At 40.5% G+C, this 2,654-nt stretch carries 4 protein-coding genes; all 4 read right to left on the bottom strand.

Translation table 11 applies throughout. From position 1 onward, the window contains the following. Window positions 1-169: 169 nt before the first annotated feature. Window positions 170-400 (bottom strand): hypothetical protein, encoded by a 231-nt coding sequence (locus NZ519_13570; protein MCS7029783.1) that lies wholly within the window; start codon window positions 398-400, stop codon window positions 170-172. Further along, window positions 397-960 (bottom strand): phage virion morphogenesis protein, encoded by a 564-nt coding sequence (locus NZ519_13565; protein MCS7029782.1) that lies wholly within the window; start codon window positions 958-960, stop codon window positions 397-399. Before NZ519_13565 ends, NZ519_13570 begins: the two co-directional genes overlap by 4 nt. After that, on the bottom strand, window positions 957-1,439 hold the full coding sequence (locus NZ519_13560) for a hypothetical protein (protein ID MCS7029781.1): 483 nt from the start codon (window positions 1,437-1,439) through the stop codon (window positions 957-959). The genes NZ519_13565 and NZ519_13560 overlap by 4 nt, the downstream gene beginning before the upstream one ends. Window positions 1,440-1,536: 97 nt before the next feature. Further along, window positions 1,537-2,654, bottom strand: a 1,118-nt coding sequence (locus tag NZ519_13555) for a hypothetical protein (protein MCS7029780.1), incomplete at its 5' end; no start/stop codon positions are given.

Here is a 2,654-nt window from a genome sequence, read left to right as displayed (position 1 = left end):
AGCTGTTTTGTAAATACCTCATTTTCAATATGTATTTTTTGGCGTGTACTTATGGCTACACAAAATGGTTACATGAATGGTTACATCGTTTTGCATAAATATTCACATGGTCTTGTGGTGAGTTATGGATATATAAAAAAATGATTTATGTTTTCAAAATAAAAACATTCTACACAGGTTCAGGGTAAGCGGTGTAGCAGGTTTGCTGCACCTGCAAAAACTTACTCAACGCTCTTTCGGTGCTGTTGCCAAAATCAGGCACTTCAACCGTGTGAGTATCTAGAATGCTGTCCAAAGGATACCCGTTTTTCTCGGCAATTTCAAACGTTTTACCAAGCTCTCCCCCGTGCATCAGAGAGATGTCCATGATAGTTTGCTGATGTTTGACCTGTATTTTCATATCTTTTTTAATTCTCTTTCAATAACACTTAAAATGACTTTTCTTAACCGTTTACTGTCCCCTATAAACTGTCTACGGGGTATTTTAATCGGACTTTGCTTGACAGCCATATTTTTCCAGAACTGTGCATCGCTGCTAATTTGGAGATTGCTTTTGCTTTGCGAAACCGTCCCTTTTTTGGTGGTCTTTATGCGTTTAGTAGCCTCATAGTATTTTGCCCAAAAGAACTTACGCATTTGAGGAGTTATAGCAATCTCTTCCCCTTCGTTGTGTGGCTTGGCATAGTCTAAATCTGAACCTATCTCTACGCTGTCTGCATCTATGTTTTTAATCTCAATACTCCTGCGTAAATCTCCAGTTTGAATAAGAATACTTCTGCCCTTTCGGTTTTTAAGGTCATATACACGGGGCTTGAACGGCACACCCCTTGTTGTTATCCCTCTTGTCAGGTTGTTGGTAAAAAAGTTAACCGCTTCATTGCCCACTTTACGCAGTATTTTAGGCATCATTTGTTCGCTGAACTTGTCCGCCAGTTCTGCAAAAACCAATTTTTTACTCATATCCACACAATTTTGTAACGGATACTTGCAATCAGCACACTTTCAATCGCCCTTCGGATAGTGGTTTCTAATGTTATGTAATCGCTTGGCGCATGGATTTCAACCGTAACAGGCGCATAATACTCTATTTCAGTATAAATAAAATTCGGCGTACTTTCGCTCACCTGGTAGAAAAAATTCGGTGTCGTTTCGGGCACTGTCCAAAACACATCAGGTAGGTTTAGTGCGAATATGTTATACACCTCAAACCTTCGCAAAATCTTGTCAAATTTATTGTTGAGCATACGTTTGAGGTTGTTGGTTTGTCCGTTGTAGGCAAGTTCTTTTTGACTACGAGTTCTGTATTGTTTTAACGCGTTAAATATTTGTGTAAATCCGTAAGCAAAGACCTCTATCCATTTGAGGTGAAGAGGTTGTCTAAGTACAGGTGGCAGGTAGTATTTCAATACTTTGACCAAATTTGTATCCCAAACGCTCATATTTTACAAATATACTAAAAAAGCCCGATATTTTCGGACTTTTGCTACTTTTTGAAGTTTGTAGCCATAAATATGTAGCAAATATACAAAAAAAGTATCACACTGCTACATAGATTACACTAGTAAAAGTATTACTATCGGTAATTGCGTAGCCTGCTTTGGTTTCGTAGATTCTACCTGCTACAACGTCAGGTTCAGCATGACGGGCAAATTTCCATTCATTTATTTGTACATCTATCGTGCCTTCGGCAGCCTGTATTGCGCCAACGAGATGATTGCGCACAAACACACTGTCAAATGGAATACTTTTCAAGTACGCTTTTACGGCGTTTTCAAATGTATTTTGATAGGTAGTTAGCGGAATCTCACCGTTGTAGTACACAATAGCGTTTAGTCGTAATATATCGGCAGGGAAGGTAGCCACTCTCAACCGCACCCCTGCAAACTGTATTCTGTCCAAATACGCTTCTAATGCCGTAACCTCACCGGAAGCCAATGGTACAAGGTTGCCCCCACTTTCCTTCGCAACTTTAATCACCAAAACGCCGTCCATATCTACTTTGGCGCTGCACTGTTTGATAATTCTTGCACTCTCATCGATGACGTTGTAATATACACTTTCAGGTGGCAAGGTATATCCATATTGAAATAATTTAGTCATTTCTACGTACCATTTAGGTGTGCCAATTTTGTATTTTCGTATAGTTTCATCTACTTCTCTTTTGTGTAGGTCAAAAAAATTTTCCATTGTCCAGACCGCAAAAGCCACAATACGCAGCCATAGTTTCCATATAGCTGTATTGGAAGGGTTGCTCAGCCCTGCCAGTTCAGGAAAAGTGCTTTTGTACAGTACCAATTCCTCATAAATTTCGTCTAACGTTCTCATAATTAACACAAAAATACTAAAAATATAACATTTTTCAAGCATTTTCTTGGGCGTGTCCCTTGCTGACGCAAGGGTCGGTGCATTCCGCACTACGCTTCGCTTCGGTACTTCGCTGCGCTTCGTACTGCCCTTACGGGCATGCTCCATGCCCCTCACGCAGATGACCTGTGCCATTATGTCTTTACCTTGTTTAAGCTTGAAGTACAAGTACTTACAAGCTAAAACCTTGCATAACACACAGAAAAACGATTTTTTCAGAGATCCCTTGCGTGAGGCATGCGAAGGGTGGGCGTTAGCCCAGTGCGGAGCGAAGCGTAGCACCGAAGCGT

The organism is Bacteroidia bacterium (assembly GCA_025056095.1).
In the GTDB taxonomy this organism is placed as follows: domain Bacteria; phylum Bacteroidota; class Bacteroidia; order JANWVE01; family JANWVE01; genus JANWVE01.
Note: the sequence above shows the minus strand (reverse complement) of the source record. Positions and strands in the feature narration are given on the sequence as shown.